Here is an 18,210-nt window from a genome sequence, read left to right as displayed (position 1 = left end):
GCCCTCATGCCCGAGTACCGCCGCATCCTCCTCGACGGGGCCACCGTCCAGGTCACCGTCGACGGCGACGAACTGATCGCCGGGGACGGCCGCCGCGTCAAGATCGAGGAGGCCCAGCACCTCCCCCCGGTCGTGCCGTCGAAGGTGATCGCCGTCCACCTCAACCACCGCAGCCGCGTCGACGAGTTCCGGATCGGACTCCCCGAGACGCCCACCTACTTCCACAAGCCGACCTCCTCCCTCAACAGCCACAAGGGCGCCGTCGTCCGCCCCGACGGCTGCAAGTGGCTCAACTACGAGGGCGAGGTCGCCATCGTCATCGGGAGGACCGCGCGGAACATCGCGCCGCAGGACGCGGGCGAGTACATCGCCGGCTACACCGTCGCCAACGACTACGGTCTGCACGACTTCCGTGACACCGACGCCGGTTCGATGCTGCGGGTGAAGGGCTCCGACACCCTCTGCCCGCTCGGCCCGGGGCTCGTCACCGACTGGGACTTCCACGGCAAGCGGCTGCGGACGTACGTCAACGGAGAGGTCGTCCAGGACGGTTCGACGGACGAGATGAAGTGGGACATGCACTACCTCGTCGCCGACATCGCCCGCACCATCACCCTGTACCCGGGGGACGTCCTGCTCTCCGGCACCCCGGCCAACTCCCGGCCCGTACGGCCCGGCGACATCGTCGAGGTGGAGGTGGAGGGTCTCGGCCGGCTCACCAACCACATCGTCACCGGTCCCACCCCGGTACGCACCGACGTCGGCGCACAGCCCACCGAGTCCGAGGAGGTCCTCTCCACGGCGCTCGGCGGCGACTGGGAGTTCCGTGGCGTCCGCCCGCCCCGGCGGTGACGTCCGGGCGCGGTGACGGGCAGGCGGCGGGCGGGAGGCAGCCGGGTAGGGTCACGCGCATGACCGACTCCGCCGACGCCGCCGACCCCCCGAAGAGTCGACGGCCACGCAAGCGTCTCCACTACGGCGAGGGCCGCGAGGCTCTGCTGAACGCCGCCGTGCACGTGGTGGCGCGGGGCGGGTTGCGCAGGCTCACCTATCGGGCCGTCGCGGAGGAGGCGGGGGTCACCCACGGGCTCGTCGTGCACCACTTCGGGTCGCGTGACGCCCTGATCGAGGAGGCCCTCGCCCACACCATCCGCACCTCGCTCAACACCAGCGACCTGGAACCGGGCACCGGCAAGGTCGCGGACTTCTCCACCGGGCTGTCCGAGATGGTCACGGCCGACCCGGACACCCAGGCGTTCCAGTACGAGCTGCTGCTCGAATCCCGGCGCCGGCCGGAGCTGCTGCCGCAGATCCGTGAGCTGTACGACGAGTACTTCGACGCCGCGCAGCGCGAGCTGGGCCGGATGCTGCCGGCCGGCGCGGACAAGGCGCTGACGCGGCTGGTCTTCGCCGCGCTCGACGGCCTGGTCCTGCATCAGCTCGTCCTCGGCGAGCCCGCCGTCACGGACGCCGCCCTGGAGGAGCTGCGCTCCCTGCTGCGGCTGCTCGACGCCAATGGCGACGCCCACGAAACCCATACCGCCGAGGACACCGGCGAAGCCCACGCATAGCCGCTGACCTCAGCGGTTCCGGCCCCGGACGTGCGGCGTCCGGGGCTTTTCGCCGTCCCCGCGCACGACCGGAAAACCCGTCGAAAATCTTCACGTGACCCCTTGCCAAACGGATAGTTCGGGCCCACGATAAGGCAACTCGTTTGGGTCTAAACGAATCCATCCCTCCCCGTCCCCGACAGGTGATCCGAGTGGACAGTCAGACGGCGGTCGCCCCGCACAGCTCACAAGATCCATCCACGGAAGGCAGGCTCAAGCCCGATTCCCTCGGCGTCCTGGGCATCCTGTTCTTCGTCCTCTCCGCCCAGGCCCCGCTGACCGGCATCGCCGGAGCCGTGCCCATCGCCGTCGTCATCGGCAACGGGGCCGGTGTCCCCGCCGCGTATCTCGCGGCCGGCGTCGTGATCCTGCTGTTCTCCATCGGCTTCGTCGCCATGGGCCGCCACGTCGTGGACGCCGGCGCCTTCTACACGTACATCGGCAAGGGCCTGGGCCGCTCGACCGGCTCCGGCAGCGCCGGCGTCGCGCTCTTCGCCTACTGCGCCATCCAGGCCGCGATGTACGGCCTCTACGGCGCGACGGTGAGCGGCCTCGTCGAGCACTATGCCGACGTGACGATCGCCTGGTGGGTGTGGGCGCTGGTCACCATGGTGGTCGTCCAGGTCCTCGGCGCCGCCGGGATCGAGATGGGCGCCAAGCTGCTGGCCGTGTTCGTCCTGGCGGAGTTCAGCATCCTGATCGCCTTCGCCTTCGTGACCTTCTTCAAGGGCGGCGGCCCCGAGGGGCTCGGCCTCGCCGACAGCTTCTCGCCGGACGCGGCGCTCCAGGGCGCTCCCGGTGTGGCGCTGATGTTCGCCGTGGCGTCGATGTTCGGCTTCGAGGCGACCGCCATCTACGGCGAGGAGGCCCGGGAGCCGAGGAAGACGGTCCCGCGCGCCACCTATCTGTCGGTCGCGGTGGTCACCGGCTTCTTCGCCTTCACCTCGTGGATGCTGGTCTCCGCGCACGGCGCTTCGCAGGCGACGGCCGAAGCGGGCAAGGCCCTGGAGGGCGGCGACGCCGCGGGCTGGGTCTTCGCCCCCATCGTGGCGGAGTTCGGCGCCTGGACCGGCGATGTGCTGCCCGTCCTGCTGGCCACCTCGCTGTTCGCGGGCATCCTGGCGTTCCACAACTCCGCCAACCGCTACCTGTTCTCCCTGGGCCGCGAGGGTCTGCTGCCGCGCGGGCTGACCACGCTCAACCGGCGTCACTCCCCCTGGGCGGCCGGCCTCGTCCAGACCGTGATCGCGGTGGCCTTGGTGATCCCGTTCGCGCTCCTCGGCAAGGACCCCGTGCTGACGCTCTTCTCCTGGTTCAGCGGGGTGGCAGTCCTGGCGATGATGCTCCTGTACTTCCTGACCTCCGTCTCCGTGGTCGTCTTCTTCCGCCGCTCCCGAGCCGACACCCGGCCCTGGAACACGCTGATCGCACCGGTCCTGGGCGCGCTCGGCATCGCCTGGGCGATCTGGCTGATCATCGAGAACTTCACCACGCTCATCGGCGGCGACCGGGCCACCGCCGTGTGGCTCCAGCTGACCGTCCCCGCGGTGCTGGTCCTGGGTCTCGTCGTGGCCCGGGTGACCCGGGGGCGGCAGACGGTCACCGACTGACCGCCGCTCCTCGCCTTCGCCGATCCGAACCCTCACAAAGACAGGAATGAGGAGAGCTGATGCCCGCCGCCCTCGCCCACGACGACCTGCTCCGTCGCGCCAAGGAACTGGATCTGCCCGACCAGCACCACATCGACGGGGTGGACGAGCCGGGCGGGGGCGCCTCCTTCGCCGTCGTGTCACCGCGTGACGGTCAGGTCCTCGTCGAGGTCGCCGACGCGCGCAGCGCCGAGGTCGACCTGGCCGTGGCCGCCGCCCGCCGCGCCTTCGACTCCGGCCCCTGGCCCCGCCTGGCACCCGCCGACCGCGGCCGGATCCTGCTCCGCGTCGCCGAACTCCTGGAGGAGTGGCGGGAGAAGCTCGCCCTGACCATCACCCTGGAGATGGGCAAGCCGTTCAGGGAAGCGCACGACATCGAGCTGCGCGCCGCGATCAACACCTTCCGCTGGTACGGGCAGCTGGCCGACAAGCTCACCGACGAGTCGCCCCACACCGCCCCCGACGCCCTCGCCCTGGTCACCCGCGAACCGACGGGTGTCGTGGGCGCGGTGGTGCCGTGGAACTTCCCCCTGACCCTGGCGAGCTGGAAGGTGGCCCCGGCGCTGGCGGCCGGTTGCACGGTCGTCCTGAAGCCCTCGGAGAACTCCCCGCTGTCCGCCCTGCTGCTGGGCCGGATCGCCACCGAGGCCGGACTGCCGCCGGGTGTCCTCAACGTCGTCACCGGTGACGGGCCGACCGCCGGGCGGGCCATCGGACTGCACCCCGATGTGGACGTCCTGGCCTTCACCGGCTCCACGGCGGTCGGCCGGTACTTCCTGCGCTACGCCGCCGACTCCAACCTCAAGCGGGTCTGGCTGGAGCTGGGCGGCAAGTCGCCGAACATCATCCTTCCCGACGCCCCCGACCTGGAGAAGGCCGCCGCCACCGCCGCCTGGGGCATCTTCTTCAACCAGGGCGAGATGTGCACCGCCCCCTCCCGGCTCCTGGTGCACTCCTCCGTCGCCGAACGCGTCACCGACGCGATCGTGGCCCGGGCCGGGGAACTGCGCGTCGGTGACCCGCTGGACCCGGCCACCGAGATGGGCGCGCTGGTCCGCGAGGCCCACCTCGAACGCGTCCTCGGCCACATCGGCACGGGCGTCGCCGATGGCGCGCGACTGCGGGCCGGTGGCGAACGCGCCCTGACCGGCACCGGCGGCAGCTATCTGCGGCCCACCGTCTTCGACCGGGTGGACCCCGGCATGCGGCTGGCCCGCGAGGAGATCTTCGGCCCCGTCCTGTCCGTCCTCACCTTCGACGACCTCGACGAGGCCGTACGGCTCGCCAACGCCACCGAGTACGGTCTCGCCGCCGGCCTGTGGACCTCCGACCTGTCCACCGCCCACCAGGTCTCCCGCGCGCTCAAAGCGGGGACGGTCTGGGTCAACTGCTACGAGGAGGGCGACCTGACCGTCCCCTTCGGCGGCATGAAGCAGTCGGGCAACGGCCGCGACAAGTCCGCCCACGCCGTCGAGAAGTACACCGAGCTGAAGACCACGTGGATCCAGCTGTGACCCGGCCCCTGATAGCGATACCCGCCCGCTTCGCCGCCACCACCTCCGCACTGCGCTACGCCGCCGAGGTCAACGCCCGCGCCCTGATCGAGGCCGTCTGGCGGGCGGGCGGCGAACCCGCGAGCATCCACCCGGCCGACGGCGACGCGGCCGCCCGCCTGGCCCGCTTCGACGGCGTCCTCCTCCCGGGCGGCGGCGACCTCGCCCCGTACCGCTACGGCGCGGCCGACACCCACGACAGCGTGTACGACGTCGACGAGGTGCAGGACGCCTTCGACCTGGAAGCCGCCCGCGCCGCCCTGCGCTCGGGCATCCCGCTGCTGGCGGTCTGCCGGGGCCTCCAGGTCGTCAACGTCGCTCTCGGCGGCACCCTGGAACAGGACATGGGCGGCCCGGAGCGCGAACACCGCCACCTCGTGCACCCGGTGGCGCTCCGGCGCGGAACCGTGCTGGAGCGTGCCACCGGCGCGCAGAAGGTGGAGGCGTCCTGCTACCACCACCAGCGGGTGGACCGGCTGGGCGAGGGACTGGAGGTCACCGCCCGCGCCGCCGACGGCACCGCGGAAGGCCTCGAACTCCGGGGCGCCCCCGGCTGGTTCACCGCCGTCCAGTGGCACCCCGAGGACACCGCCGAAGCGGACCCCGCACAGCAGGCCCTCTTCGACGCCCTCGTACGGGCCGCCGGAGCCGGACGCTGAATCGGGCCGTCGACGACGGCCCGATCCGTCCTGCCGTCAGCTCTCGCCGCCCTCCAGGTCCCCTTCCGCCTCCAGGTACACCTGGCGAAGCCCTTCCAGCACCGCCGGGTCGGGCTTCTCCCACATGCCGCGCGACTCCGCCTCGAGGAGCCGCTCGGCGATGCCGTGCAGGGCCCAGGGGTTGGCCCGCTGCAGGAACTCGCGGTTGGTCTCGTCCAGGACGTAGGTCTCGGTGAGCTTGTCGTACATCCAGTCGGCGATCACGCCGGTCGTGGCGTCGTAGCCGAACAGGTAGTCGACGGTGGCGGCGAGTTCGAAGGCGCCCTTGTAGCCGTGGCGGCGCATGGCCTCGATCCACTTGGGGTTCACCACGCGGGCCCGGAAGACCCTCGACGTCTCCTCGACGAGGGTGCGGGTGCGGACCGTCTCGGGGCGGGTGGAGTCGCCGATGTACGCCTCGGGGGCCGTGCCGCGCAGGGCGCGGACGGTGGCCACCATGCCGCCGTGGTACTGGAAGTAGTCGTCGGAGTCGGCGATGTCGTGCTCGCGGGTGTCCGTGTTCTTCGCGGCGACCTCGATCCGCTTGTACGCGGTCTCCATCTCCTCCCGGGCCGGGCGGCCGTCGAGTTCCCGACCGTAGGCGTAGCCGCCCCACACCGTGTAGACCTCGGCGAGGTCGGCGTCGGTGCGCCAGTCCCGGGAGTCGATGAGCTGGAGCAGTCCGGCGCCGTACGTTCCGGGCCGGGAGCCGAAGATACGGGTGGTGGCCCGGCGTTCGTCGCCGTGGGACGCCAGGTCGGCCTGGACGTGGGCCCGCACGTGGTTCGTCTCCGCCGGTTCGTCCAGCGACGCGGCGAGACGTACGGCGTCGTCGAGGAGGCCGATGGTGTGCGGGAACGCGTCGCGGAAGAAGCCCGAGATGCGCAGGGTGACGTCGATGCGGGGGCGGCCCAACTCCTCGGAGGGGATGGCCTCCAGACCGGTCACCCGGCGGGAGGCGTCGTCCCAGACGGGCCGGACGCCGAGCAGGGCCAGCGCCTCCGCCACGTCGTCCCCGGCCGTGCGCATCGCGCTCGTACCCCACAGCGACAGCCCGACCGACGTGGGCCATTCGCCGTTGTCGGTGCGGTAGCGCTCCAGCAAAGAGTCCGCGAGGGCCTGGCCCGTCTCCCAGGCGAGGCGGGAGGGGACGGCCTTGGGGTCGACGGAGTAGAAGTTGCGGCCCGTCGGGAGGACGTTCACCAGGCCCCGGAGGGGGGAGCCCGACGGGCCCGCCGGGACGAAGCCGCCGTTCAGCGCGTGCACGGTGTGGTCGAGTTCGGCCGTGGTCGCGGCGAGCCGGGGCACGACCTCGCGGGCGGCGAACTCCAGGATGGCGGCGACCTGTTCGCCGTGCTCGGTGGGGACGGCGGCCGGGTCCCAGCCCGCGTCCTCCATCGCCTGCACCAGCGTGCGGGCCCTCTCCTCGGCCTCGTCGGCGGTCGTGCGGGTCGCGGCGGACTCGTCGAGACCGAGGGCCTCGCGCAGGCCGGGCAGGGCCGTGGTGCCGCCCCAGATCTGGCGGGCGCGGAGGACGGCGAGGACCAGGTTGACGTGGTCGGCGCCGGTGGGCGGGTTGCCGAGGACGTGCAGACCGTCGCGGATCTGGGCGTCCTTGACCTCGCAGAGCCAGCCGTCGACGTGCAGGAGGAAGTCGTCGAAGCCGTCGTCCTCCGGACGGTCGTTCAGGCCGAGGTCGTGGTCGAGCCTGGCGGCCTGGATGAGGGTCCAGATCTGGGCGCGGATCGCCGGCAGCTTCGCCGGGTCCATGGAGGAGATCTGGGCGTACTCGTCGAGAAGTTGCTCCAGGCGCGCGATGTCGCCGTACGAGTCCGCGCGGGCCATCGGCGGGACCAGGTGGTCGACGAGGGTGGCGTGGACGCGGCGCTTGGCCTGGGTGCCCTCGCCCGGGTCGTTGACCAGGAACGGGTAGACCAGAGGGAGGTCGCCGAGGGCGGCGTCGGGGCCGCAGGCGGCGGACAGGCCCGCGTTCTTGCCGGGCAGCCACTCAAGGTTGCCGTGCTTGCCGAGGTGGATCATCGCGTCGGCGCCGAAGCCGCCGTCGTCGGCACGGGCGGCGATCCAGCGGTAGGCGGCCAGGTAGTGGTGGGAGGGCGGGAGGTCCGGGTCGTGGTAGATCGCGATCGGGTTCTCGCCGAAGCCGCGCGGCGGCTGGATGAGGATCAGCAGGTTGCCGAAGCGGAGGGCCGCGAGGACGATGTCGCCCTCCGGGTTGGCACTGCGGTCGACGAACATTTCGCCGGGCGCCGGCCCCCAGTGCTCCTCCACGGCCGTGCGCAGCTCCTCGGGGAGCGTGGCGTACCAGCGGCGGTAGTCGGCCGCCGGGATACGGACCGGGTTGCGGGCCAGTTGCTCCTCGGTGAGCCAGTCCTGGTCGTGGCCACCGGCCTCGATGAGGGCGCGGATCAGCTCGTCGCCGTCGCCGGAGGCCAGCCCGGGGACGTCGGCGCCCCCGAAGTCGTAGCCCTCTTCGCGCAGGCGGCGCAACAGGGCGACCGCGCTGGCGGGGGTGTCCAGACCGACCGCGTTGCCGATGCGGGAGTGCTTGGTCGGGTAGGCGGACAGGACGAGCGCGAGGCGCTTGTCGGCGTTGGCGATGTGCCGGAGTCGTGCGTGGCGTACGGCGATTCCGGCGACGCGAGCGGCGCGCTCGGGGTCGGCGACGTAGGCCGGGAGGCCGTCCTCGTCGATCTCCTTGAAGGAGAACGGGACGGTGATCAGACGGCCGTCGAACTCGGGGACGGCGATCTGACTGGCCGCGTCGAGCGGGGAGACGCCCTCGTCGCTCTCCTCCCAGGCGGCACGCGAGCCGGTCAGGCAGAGCGCCTGGAGAATCGGCACGTCCAGGCCGGTCAGGGCGCCCGCGTCCCAGGACTCGTCGTCGCCGCCGGCCGACGCCTCGGCGGGCTTGGTGCCGCCCGCGGCCAGAACGGTGGTGACGATGGCGTCGGCGGCGCGGAGTTCCTCGATCAGCTCGGGCTCGGGGGCGCGCAGGGACGCCACGTACAGCGGGAGCGCGCGGGCGCCCGTGTCCTCGATCGCCTCGCACAGGGCACCCACGAACGCGGTGTTGCCGCTCATGTGGTGGGCCCGGTAGTAGAGCACGGCGACGGTCGGGCCGTCGGTGCCCGCGCGTGGGGCACGCTCCAGCGGGCCCCAGGACGGGGCGGGCGCGGGGGCGTCGAAGCCGTGGCCGGTGAGCAGGACGGTGTCGGAGAGGAAGCGGGCGAGCTGCTCCAGGTTGGCGGGGCCGCCGTGGGCGAGGTAGGCGTGGGCCTCGGCGGCGATGCCGACCGGGACCGTGGAGGCGGCCATCAGCTGGGCGTCGGGGGCCTGTTCACCGGTGAGGACCACGACCGGGCGGCCGTCGGCGAGCAGCAGGTCGAGGCCGTCCTGCCAGGCGCGGATGCCGCCGAGAAGGCGTACGACGACCAGCCCGGCACCGTCGAGCAGCGCCGGGAGGTCGTCCAACGCGAGGCGGGAGGGGTTGGCGAAACGGTACGGGACCGGACCGTCGGCAGCGCGGGCGCTGAGCAGGTCGGTGTCGGACGTCGACAGGAGCAGGATGTGGGGCTGCGCGGAGCGCTCCCCGGACGATGGCTGCATGCGGCTGCTGGCCTTCCTCGGGGTCCGCGCCCCGGGCGGTGTCGGATCGAAAGGCTCCCCTGCTCGGGCGGGACCGAGGGGTACGGGGAAGGGAGTTCCTGACTCGCCCGCCCCTCCTGGGACGGACTCACAGTGGCGGGACCGCGCCGGACTCACACCGGGCTTCCTCCCCTGTCGCCGTGGTGGCGTCGGCGGACCGGATGATCCACCAAGCAGCATAGTAAGGGTCGCCTCAAAAGGGCGGAGCATACGTCCCTGATGCCGGTGGGTATGCTCGCGGCCATGTCCACGCCTCCCGTCCGATCATCGTCCCAGGCCACAGCGGTCACACGGGACCGTGGCGACGCCTGCCCGGGGACGCTGCGGCTGCACGCGGCGGACGACGGGGCTCTGGCCCGGGTCCGGGTGCCCGGTGGTGTGCTGACCGTCCGCCAGGCCGAGGCGCTCGCCGAGGCGGCGCGGCGGCTCGGCGACGGTGATCTTCACCTCACCTCGCGCGGCAACGTGCAACTGCGGGGACTGGCCGACGGCTGCGGGGGCGCGCTGGCCGAGTCGCTGGACGCGGCCGGGCTGCTCCCCTCCCCCGGGCACGAACGGGTGCGCAACATCGTCGCCTCGCCCCTGTCGGGCCTCGACGGGCGGGGCCTGCGGGACGTTCGGCCCTGGCTGTCGGCCCTCGACGCGGCGCTGTGTGCGAGCGAGGCGGCGCGGGCGTTGTCGGGCCGGTTCCTGTTCGCGCTCGACGACGGACGGGGGGACGTGGCCGGGCTCGACGCCGATGTGACCGTCCGGGCGGCCGGGGACGGCGAGGCGCTGCTGAGCCTCGGAGCGGCCGACGAGGCACTGTCCGTGCCCGGCGAGGACGCGCCCCGTGCCGCGCTGGCGGCCGCCGAGACCTTCTTGGAGGCGGCGCGGGACAACGGCTCCCGGGTCTGGCGTGTGACCGAACTCCCATTCCAGGCCGGGCTGCTCCGCATGGTCCACGGCCGTATGGCCGCCGACGGTATCGACGCGGTGAACCGGGCCCGGAGGGGAACCGGGACGCCTCGGACCGAGGGCCCGCCGCCCGGAGCCGTCGGCGACGCCCTCTGCGTACACCCGCCCCTCGGTCGCCTCACCGCCCCGCAGTGGCGGGAGTTGACGCACCTCGCGTCCACGACGCGCTCCCGTGAACTGCGGCTGACGCCCTGGCGCGGAGTCGTCGTCCCCACGCCGGGCATGAGCGAGGAGCAGGCGTCCGAAGCGCTCGCCCGGCTCTGCGTGACCGGCCTCGTCACCGATCCCGCCTCCCCATGGCTCCGCGTCGGGGCCTGCATCGGGCGGCCCGGCTGCGCCAAGTCCCTGGCGGACGTGCGGGCGGACGCGACCGCGAACCTCGACGCGGCCGGGCACGGCGGACTTCCCCTGTACTGGTCCGGATGCGAGCGCCGCTGCGGACACCCCCGGGGCGAACGCATCGACGTGGTGGCCGTGCCGGGGGGCGGCTACCAACTCTCCCGCACGGCCCCCGGACAGGACCCACGTACCACGTCCATGGCCGACCCCGGCCAACTCGCCACCGCCCTGGCGGCGATCGCCCCATAGGCCACAAGAAGCGCACGACCCGCACGAACGACACCCTCATGACGACCGAGAGCAGCGAGAAGACCACCGTGACCACGTACGACTACGAGAAGGACGGCCCGGCGATCTACCGGCAGTCCTTCGCCACCATCCGCGCGGAGGCGGACCTCGCGGCCCTGCCCGCCGACGTCAGCCAGGTCGCGGTCCGGATGATCCACGCCTGCGGAATGGTCGACCTCGTACGGGACTTGGCGTACACGCCCGACGTGGTGGCCCGCGCGCGTGAGGCCCTGCGTGCCGGCGCGCCCATCTTCACCGATGTGCGGATGGTGGCCAGCGGGGTGACCCGCAAGCGGCTGCCCGCCGACAACGACGTGCTGTGCACGCTCTTGGACCCGGCCGTCCCCGAGCTGGCGGCGAAGCTGGGCACCACGCGCAGCGCCGCCGCGCTGGAGCTGTGGCGGGATCGGCTGGAGGGTGCGGTGGTGGCCGTCGGCAACGCGCCCACCGCGCTCTTCCGCCTCCTGGAGATGATCGAGGAGGGCGCACCCCGGCCCGCCGCCGTCATCGGCGTGCCGGTCGGGTTCGTCGGCGCCGCCGAGTCCAAGGACGCGCTCGCCGCGCACCCGTCGGGCCTGGAGCACATCGTCGTACGCGGCCGTCGTGGCGGGAGCGCCATGGCCGCCGCCGCGCTCAACGCGATCGCGAGTGAGGAAGAGTGAGCGACAAGCCAGTGAGCGGCAAACTGTACGGGGTGGGGCTCGGCCCCGGTGACCCGTCCCTGATGACCGTCCGGGCCGTCGAGGTGATCTCCGAGGCTGATGTGATCGCGTATCACAGTGCCCGGCACGGCCGTTCCATCGCCCGCTCGATCGCGGCGAAGCATCTGCGCGCCGACCAGATCGAGGAGCGGCTGATGTACCCGTTGACGACGGAGACCACCGATCATCCGGGCGGTTACAAGGGCGCGATGGAGGAGTTCTACGCGGAGGCGTCGGAGCGGCTGGCCGCGCATCTCGACGCGGGGCGCACGGTCGCGGTCCTCGCGGAGGGCGATCCGCTCTTCTACGGCTCCTACATGCACATGCACAAGCGGCTGGTGGACCGCTACGACACCGAGGTCGTCCCGGGTGTCACATCGGTGTCCGCCGCCGCGGCCCGGCTGGGCACGCCGCTGGTCGAGGGCGAGGAGGTGCTGACGATCCTGCCGGGCACCCTGCCCGAGGAGGAGCTGACCGCACGGCTCGCCGCGACGGACGTGGCCGTGGTGATGAAGCTGGGGCGGACCTTCACCAAGGTCCGCAGCGCGCTGGAGAGTTCGGGGCGGCTGGGCGAGGCCCGCTATGTCGAGAGGGCCACCATGCCCGGGGAGCGGATCGGCGAACTGGCGGACGTGGAGCCGGAGTCGGTGCCGTACTTCTCGGTGGCCGTGCTGCCCAGCCAGGTCGACACCGAGCGGCCGGAGGCCCGGGAGCGGGGTGAGGTCGTGGTGGTCGGGACCGGGCCCGCCGGTCCGCTGTGGCTGACGCCCGAGACGCGGGGCGCGCTCGCCGCCGCCGACGACCTGGTCGGCTACACCACCTACCTGGACCGGGTGCCGCAGCGGGCGGGTCAGGTCCGGCACGGCTCGGACAACCGGGTCGAGTCGGAGCGCGCCGAGTTCGCCCTCGATCTGGCCCGCCGCGGGCGGCGGGTCGCGGTCGTCTCCGGCGGCGACCCGGGGGTCTTCGCCATGGCGACGGCCGTGCTGGAGGTCGCCGCGCAGGACGAGTACGCGGACGTCCCGGTACGGGTGCTGCCGGGGGTGACCGCCGCCAACGCGGCCGCCGCCCGCGCGGGCGCCCCGCTGGGCCACGACTACGCCACGATCTCCCTCTCCGACCGGCTCAAGCCGTGGGAGGTCATCGCCGAGCGGCTGCGCGCGGCGGCCTCCGCGGACCTGGTGCTGGCCCTGTACAACCCCGGTTCGCGCAGCCGCACCTGGCAGGTGGGCAAGGCACGCGAGCTGCTGCTGGAGCACCGGGCGCCGGACACACCGGTCGTGGTCGCGCGGGACGTGGGCGGCTCCGGCGAGCGGGTACGGATCGTACGGCTGGCCGATCTGGACCCGGCCGAGGTCGACATGCGCACGATCCTGCTGGTCGGCTCCTCGCAGACCCGGGTCGTCCGGCGTGGGGACGGCGAGCAGATCGTCTGGACGCCCCGCCGGTATCCGGAGGCGTGAGCGGGGCGGGAGCGCGAGCGGGGGCCGCTGGGGTTCAGCGGGTGGGGAGACGCCGCTCGACCCAGTGGGCCGCCGTCTCCGGGGCCGTCACCACGGTGACGCCCTCGGGCACGGGCGGCCTGCGCACCACGACGACGGGCACCCCGGCCTCACGGGCCGCGGTCAGCTTCGGTGCGGTGGCGGCTCCCCCGCTGTCCTTCGTCACGACGACGTCGACACGGTGGCGGCGCAGCAGTTCCCGCTCCCCGTCAAGGGTGAAGGGGCCCCGGTCGAGCAGCACCTCCATCCGGGCCGGGTGCGGGGCCTCGGGCGGGTCGACGGACCGTACGAGGAACCACAGGTCGTCCAGGGCGGCGAACGCGGCCAGGCCCATGCGCCCGGTGGTGAGGAACACGCGTCGGCCGAGCGTGGGCAGCAGGCGCGCGGCCTCCTCCAGGGAGCCGATGTCGTGCCAGTCGTCGCCGTCGGCCGGGACCCAGCCGGGCCGGCGCAGCGCGAGCAGGGGAACATGGGTGGTGGCGGCCGCCCGTGCCGCGTGGAAACTCATGGTCCCGGCGAAAGGATGGGTGGCGTCGATGAGCGCGTCCACCCCGTGCTCGCGCAGCCAGGCGGCCAGCCCCTCGGCCCCGCCGAAGCCGCCGACGCGGACCTCGCCCGGGGGCAGCCGGGGGCTGGCGACCCGTCCGGCGAGGGAGCTGGTCAGCCTGAGGCCAGGGGTGCCGTGCAGCAGTTCGGCCAGGCGGCGTGCCTCCGTGGTTCCGCCGAGTATCAGTACGTGCATGGAAGTCCGGGTCCGATCATGAGCGGTGAAGCGAAAGACATCGGTGCGGGGAAAGAGGGCGGTGCGGCGAAAGAGGCCGGCGAGGCCAAGGGTGGTCGTGCGGCCCAACTCAAGCACACCGGTCTGCGGCACGGCTGGACCACGGGTGCCTGTGCGACCGCCGCCACGACGGCCGCGTACACCGCGCTGCTGACCGGCGAGTTCCCCGACCCGGTGACCATCACCCTGCCGAAGGGGCAGACCCCGTCGTTCGCGCTCGCCGTCGAGGAGCTGACCGGCGACAGCGCGATGGCGGGGATCGTGAAGGACGCGGGCGACGATCCGGACGTCACGCACGGCGCGCTGGTCCGGGCCACCGTACGGCGGCTGCCGGCCGGGGCCGGGGTGGTCTTCCGGGCCGGCCCCGGCGTCGGAACGATCACTCGTCCGGGCCTGCCCCTGCCCGTCGGCGAACCGGCCGTGAACCCGGTCCCCCGGCAGATGATGCGCGACCATGTCGCCGAGGTCGCCGGCCGCCACGGCGGCACTGGCGATGTCGAGATCACCCTCTCCGTGGACCACGGCGAGGAGATCGCCCGCTCCACCTGGAACCCCCGCCTCGGCATCCTCGGCGGTCTGTCCATCCTGGGGACGACCGGGATCGTCGTCCCGTACTCCTGCTCGGCGTGGATCGACTCCATCCGGCGGGGCGTGGACGTGGCGCGCGCGGCCGGGCGCACGCATGTCGCCGGGTGCACGGGGTCGACGTCGGAGAAGACGGTCGTCGCCGAGTACGCGCTGCCCGAGGACGCGCTGCTCGACATGGGCGACTTCGCGGGCGCGGTCCTGAAGTACGTCCGACGGCACCCCGTCGACCGGCTGACGATCTGCGGCGGCTTCGCCAAGCTCTCCAAGCTCGCCGCCGGCCATCTCGACCTGCACTCCGCCCGCTCCCAGGTCGACAAGGGCTTCCTCGCCGAACTGGCCCGGCGCGGCGGCGCCGACGAAGCCCTGTCCGCCGAGGTGGCCGGCGCCAACACCGGGCTCGCCGCGCTCCAGCTCTGCATGGCGGCCGGGGTACCACTCGGCGACCTGGTGGCGACGACGGCCCGCGACGAGGCACTGGCCGTACTCCGGGGTGCGCCGGTCGCGGTCGACGTCATCTGCATCGACCGCGCGGGCACCGTCGTCGGCCGCAGCACGATCCGCTGACTCCCCACGACCCGCCACCCACACCCGCCTCACCCCACCCCAACCCCGCAAGCCGCCAAAGACACCGCACAGCGACCAACTCGCCACCACGACCCGCCGCCAAGCCCAGACCACGCAGCGAGACGCGCCCGTCGCGGTCAACGCCATCCACATCGACCGCGCGAGCACCGTCGTCGGCCGCAGCACGATCCGCTAGCTTCCCGGGACGGTCCGGAGGTAGGCGCCGAGGCGGGCGACGGCCGACGGGTTGCGGGGGCTCTCGACCAGGTCGACGTAGTCGAGGACGAAGATCCGCTTGTGCTTGATCGCGGAGACGTTGCGCAGCGGGGCGTAGGAGAGCAGGAACTTCTTCTTCTGCTCGGCGCTGACGTCCCCGTAGTCGCAGATGACGATGGTGTCGGGGTCCCGCTGGACGACGCTCTCCCAGCCGACGGTGGTCCAGGAGTCCTCGACGTCGTGCATGACGTTGACCCCGCCGGCCTCGGTGATGATCTGCTCGGGGGCGGCGTAGCGGCCGGAGGTGAAGGGCTGGTCCTGGCCGCTGTCGTAGAGGAAGACCTTGGGCTTCTTCGCGGGCGCCTCGGCGCGCACACCCGCGATCTGCTTCTTGAAGTCGGCGACGAGGGTGGCGGCCCGCTTCTCGACGCCGAAGAGTTTTCCGAGGTTGGTGAGGTCGGTGTAGAGGGCGTCGAGGGGCGGCATGATGCCGCGCGAGGTCTCGGTCCGGCCGTTGCGGCAGGACTCGGTGAGGATGTAGGAGGGGACGCCGAGCTTCTTCAGGGTGTCGGGGGTGAAGCCGGCGTCCTCGCGGAAGCCGTAGTTCCAGCCGGCGAAGACGAGGTCGGCCTTGGCGTCGAGGACGTTCTCCTTGGTGAGCTGGTCCTTCGACAGCCACTTCACCTTGTCGTAGCCGTCCTTCCAGGGCACACCGCTCAGGTCACCCTTGTCGTCGGGCATGGCGAACCCGGCCATGCGGTCCTCAAGGCCGAGGGCGAACATCAGCTCGGTGATGCCGACGTCGTTGGTGACCACGCGCTCGGGGACCTTGTCGAAGGTGATCTTCTGACCGCAGTTGGTGAGGGTGACCGCCTTCTCGGCGGACGGGGACTTGGCGTCCGCGGACGATTCGACGGTCGCGCCGCATCCGCTGACGGTGGCGGTGGCGGTCGCGGCGAGACAGAGTGCGGCGGCGAGCAGCTTGCGCATGGGGGTCCTCAGGTCGTGGAGGGGAGCAGGTCGAACAGGAGTTGGACGGCGCCGGTCGCCGGGTGCCGTACGGGATGCGCGCGGACCCCGAACACCTCGGCGAGCAGGTCCGGTCGGAGGACGTCGTGAGGCGGGCCCGACGTGACGATCCGGCCGTCCGCGATCACGTACAGGACGTCGCAGTGCGCGGCGGCCAGGTTGAGGTCGTGCAGGGCGGCGAGCACGGTGATGCCGCTGTCGCGCACCAGGGACAGGACGTCCAGCTGGTGGGCGATGTCGAGGTGGTTGGTGGGTTCGTCGAGGACGAGCACCCGGGGCTGCTGGGCGAGGGCGCGGGCGAGCAGGACGCGCTGCTTCTCGCCGCCGGACAGGGCCAGGAACCCCCGGTCGGCGAGGTGGTCCACGCCGGTGCGGCCCATGGCCCGCGCGCAGATCTCCGCGTCGGAGGCGGCCGTGCGGTCCCGGTGCGGCAGCCGTCCCATGGCGACCACCTCGGCGACCGTGAAGTCGAACTCGGCGGACGACTCCTGCGGCAGCGCGGCCAGCACCCGTGCCGCGGCCCGGGGAGGCATCGCGTGCGTGTCCTCGCCGTCCAGCCGCACCACGCCGGCGGCCGGGCGCAGCGCCCGGTACACACAGCGCAACAGCGTCGACTTGCCGCTGCCGTTGGGGCCGACGAGGCCGACGAAGGCCCCGCTGTCGGCCGTGAGCCGGATGTCGTCGACCAGTCGGGCCCCGGCGGCCTCGACGGTCACGCCGTCGATGTCGAGTCGCATGGTCAGCGGCCTCCGAACGCGTAGCCGCCGCGCCGCATGAGCACCAGGAAGGCGGGCACCCCGACCACGGCGGTGATCACTCCGACGGGTAGTTCGGCGGGGGCTAGCAGCAGCCGGGACAGCACGTCCGCCCACACCAGGAGCACGGCGCCGACGAGCGGGGCGACCGCCAGCACCCGGCGGTGGTCGGCGCCGACCAGCATCCGCACGACGTGCGGCACCATCAGCCCGACGAAGCCGATGGCCCCGCTGACCGCGACCACGGTCCCGGTGACGGCGGCGGTGACGAGGAACAGCTCCCGGCGCAGCCGCTCCGGCCGGACACCGAGTGCGGCCGAGGTCTCGTCGCCCATGGCGAGGGCGTTGAGCGATTCGGCCCGCCGGCGCAGCCAGGCCCACCCCGCCGCGACGGTCACGGCGACCAGCGGCACCTGCGCCCAGGTCGCCCCGCCCAGACTGCCCAGCAGCCACATCAGCGCCGACCGCGCCGCCTCGCCGCGGGCCGCGCCGAACACCATGACCGTGGTGACCGCTTCGAAGCCGTACGCCAGTGCCGTACCGGTCAGGACCAGCCGCAGCGGGGTCAGCCCGTGCGGCGAGCGGGCCACGGCGTACACCAGCGCCATCGCGCCGAGCGCCGAAAGGAAAGCCGACGCGGACAGCGCCCAGACCCCGAGCCCGGCGAACGCGCCGAGCAGGATGACCGCGTTGGCGCCCACCGCCGCGCCGGAGGAGATACCGAGCACGAACGGGTCGCCGAGCGCGTTGCGCACGATCGCCTGGACGGCCACCCCGACGGACGCGAGCCCGGCGCCGACGACGGCACCGAGCACGACGCGCGGCAGCCGGATCTCCCAGACGATGGTGTACGAAGCGGCGTCCCCGGCGTGCACGGTCCCGCCGGTGAGCCCTGCCCACAGGAACCGGAGGACGTCCGGCCATCCGATCCCGGCGGCGCCCAGGCCGGTGCCGCCGACGAGCGACAGCAGCAACAGGAGTGCGAGGCCGAATACCAGTGGGGGCAGGGGCATGCGGCTGGGGGTGGGGCTGCGGCGCACGGTCGGGGCGGTCCTTCGCCTTGGGCCGCCTGGTGGGACGTCGGTCAGGAGCAGCCCGTACGGCACGCCGGCCGTGCGGTCCCCTCTCGCAGTCCACGGCGAGCGTTCAACGGGTCGCACCACCCACGGGCGATCGGGCTCGCGCGACGGTCTGTTCGACCGTCGCGCACACCGTTGCGGGTCAGCGCCGGACTTTCACCGGACTTCCCCCGCGGGAGGCGAGGTGAGCCTAACACCGGGTACCGGGGCGCCTTCGGGCCCGGGTGGCTCGGGT

General features: G+C 72.8%; 14 protein-coding genes and 1 riboswitch. Of the genes, 9 read left to right on the top strand and 5 right to left on the bottom strand.

What is annotated here, in order from left to right; all coding sequences use genetic code 11:
* The first annotated feature begins 6 nt into the window (after positions 1 to 6).
* The 5 genes from OG858_RS41855 to OG858_RS41835 all read left to right on the top strand — a co-directional run bounded on the left by OG858_RS41855 (position 7) and on the right by OG858_RS41835 (position 5,471).
* Positions 7 to 852, top strand: coding sequence for a fumarylacetoacetate hydrolase family protein (locus tag OG858_RS41855; protein WP_086749855.1), 846 nt, complete (start codon positions 7 to 9; stop codon positions 850 to 852).
* A 59-nt stretch (positions 853 to 911) separates the two neighbouring features.
* Entirely contained in the window at positions 912 to 1,571 is a 660-nt protein-coding gene (locus OG858_RS41850; RefSeq protein ID WP_319065425.1) for a TetR/AcrR family transcriptional regulator, read from the top strand.
* A gap of 191 nt (positions 1,572 to 1,762) precedes the next feature.
* Positions 1,763 to 3,220: an APC family permease gene (locus tag OG858_RS41845; protein ID WP_086752995.1), complete on the top strand. Its 1,458-nt coding sequence runs from the start codon at positions 1,763 to 1,765 to the stop codon at positions 3,218 to 3,220.
* Between the two features lie 59 nt (positions 3,221 to 3,279).
* On the top strand, positions 3,280 to 4,773 hold the full coding sequence (locus OG858_RS41840) for an aldehyde dehydrogenase (RefSeq protein WP_328543907.1): 1,494 nt from the start codon (positions 3,280 to 3,282) through the stop codon (positions 4,771 to 4,773).
* Positions 4,770 to 5,471 carry a gamma-glutamyl-gamma-aminobutyrate hydrolase family protein gene (locus OG858_RS41835; protein ID WP_086748537.1) on the top strand — a complete coding sequence of 234 codons (702 nt, stop codon included), beginning with the start codon at positions 4,770 to 4,772 and terminating at the stop codon, positions 5,469 to 5,471. Before OG858_RS41840 ends, OG858_RS41835 begins: the two co-directional genes overlap by 4 nt.
* A 36-nt stretch (positions 5,472 to 5,507) precedes the next feature.
* Here the strand turns inward: OG858_RS41835 and cobN are convergent, their stop codons facing one another.
* Positions 5,508 to 9,137: a cobaltochelatase subunit CobN gene (cobN, locus tag OG858_RS41830; protein WP_086748538.1), complete on the bottom strand. Its 3,630-nt coding sequence runs from the start codon at positions 9,135 to 9,137 to the stop codon at positions 5,508 to 5,510.
* Positions 9,138 to 9,229: 92 nt separating this feature from the next.
* Positions 9,230 to 9,306, bottom strand: a riboswitch (cobalamin riboswitch).
* 101 nt (positions 9,307 to 9,407) lie between these two features.
* Here cobN and cobG point away from each other — a divergent pair.
* From cobG to OG858_RS41815, 3 genes are read left to right on the top strand one after another with little or no spacing between them, the layout of a single operon-like run.
* On the top strand, positions 9,408 to 10,721 hold the full coding sequence (gene cobG / locus OG858_RS41825; protein ID WP_408059505.1) for a precorrin-3B synthase: 1,314 nt from the start codon (positions 9,408 to 9,410) through the stop codon (positions 10,719 to 10,721).
* A gap of 38 nt (positions 10,722 to 10,759) precedes the next feature.
* On the top strand, positions 10,760 to 11,422 hold the full coding sequence (locus OG858_RS41820; RefSeq protein WP_179200986.1) for a precorrin-8X methylmutase: 663 nt from the start codon (positions 10,760 to 10,762) through the stop codon (positions 11,420 to 11,422).
* Positions 11,423 to 11,433: 11 nt separating this feature from the next.
* Positions 11,434 to 12,924: a precorrin-2 C(20)-methyltransferase gene (locus OG858_RS41815; RefSeq protein ID WP_319260181.1), complete on the top strand. Its 1,491-nt coding sequence runs from the start codon at positions 11,434 to 11,436 to the stop codon at positions 12,922 to 12,924.
* Positions 12,925 to 12,958: 34 nt separating this feature from the next.
* Here the strand turns inward: OG858_RS41815 and OG858_RS41810 are convergent, their stop codons facing one another.
* A complete protein-coding gene (locus OG858_RS41810; RefSeq protein ID WP_319065427.1) occupies positions 12,959 to 13,705 on the bottom strand; it encodes a cobalt-precorrin-6A reductase in 747 nt (248 codons plus the stop codon).
* Between the two features lie 18 nt (positions 13,706 to 13,723).
* Between OG858_RS41810 and OG858_RS41805 the strand changes: the two genes are divergently transcribed.
* A complete protein-coding gene (locus OG858_RS41805; RefSeq protein ID WP_256960687.1) occupies positions 13,724 to 14,896 on the top strand; it encodes a cobalt-precorrin-5B (C(1))-methyltransferase in 1,173 nt (390 codons plus the stop codon).
* Between the two features lie 192 nt (positions 14,897 to 15,088).
* Here the strand turns inward: OG858_RS41805 and OG858_RS41800 are convergent, their stop codons facing one another.
* The 3 genes from OG858_RS41800 to OG858_RS41790 are packed head-to-tail and all read right to left on the bottom strand — an operon-like array spanning position 15,089 to position 17,909.
* Positions 15,089 to 16,102 carry an ABC transporter substrate-binding protein gene (locus OG858_RS41800; RefSeq protein WP_328543909.1) on the bottom strand — a complete coding sequence of 338 codons (1,014 nt, stop codon included), beginning with the start codon at positions 16,100 to 16,102 and terminating at the stop codon, positions 15,089 to 15,091.
* 8 nt (positions 16,103 to 16,110) lie between these two features.
* Entirely contained in the window at positions 16,111 to 16,878 is a 768-nt protein-coding gene (locus tag OG858_RS41795) for an ABC transporter ATP-binding protein (protein ID WP_319259854.1), read from the bottom strand.
* Positions 16,879 to 16,880: 2 nt separating this feature from the next.
* Positions 16,881 to 17,909 (bottom strand): FecCD family ABC transporter permease, encoded by a 1,029-nt coding sequence (locus OG858_RS41790; RefSeq protein ID WP_319259852.1) that lies wholly within the window; start codon positions 17,907 to 17,909, stop codon positions 16,881 to 16,883.
* Positions 17,910 to 18,210: the final 301 nt, after the last annotated feature.

Source organism: Streptomyces europaeiscabiei (genome assembly GCF_036346855.1).
GTDB lineage: Bacteria > Actinomycetota > Actinomycetes > Streptomycetales > Streptomycetaceae > Streptomyces > Streptomyces europaeiscabiei.
Note: the sequence above shows the minus strand (reverse complement) of the source record. Positions and strands in the feature narration are given on the sequence as shown.